Genomic DNA, 230 nt, shown 5'->3' on the forward strand with positions numbered 1-230 from the left:
TTGGAACTTGGCAGGCGGCGAGGGTCGAGGCGCCGGATGTGACTGAAGGGGAAGTCCGGGATGCGCTGGAGCGGCTCGATCCGCTCTGGAGTGAGCTGTTCCCGGCCGAGCAGGCGCGGATCGTGCGGGCGCTGGTGGAGCGGGTCGTCGTTAGGCCCAGTGGCGCAGACATTCGGCTGCGGGTCGAAGGGTTGTCCGGCCTCGTTCGGGATCTCGGCGCGTTCGCGCCT

1 pseudogene is annotated in these 230 nt (G+C 69.1%); it reads left to right on the forward strand.

The window, feature by feature from the left end:
- Positions 1-230, forward strand: a pseudogene (locus tag JMJ56_RS33520) (recombinase family protein); the annotation flags it as partial.

This window comes from Belnapia arida (genome assembly GCF_016773205.1).
In the GTDB taxonomy this organism is placed as follows: Bacteria; Pseudomonadota; Alphaproteobacteria; order Acetobacterales; family Acetobacteraceae; genus Belnapia; species Belnapia arida.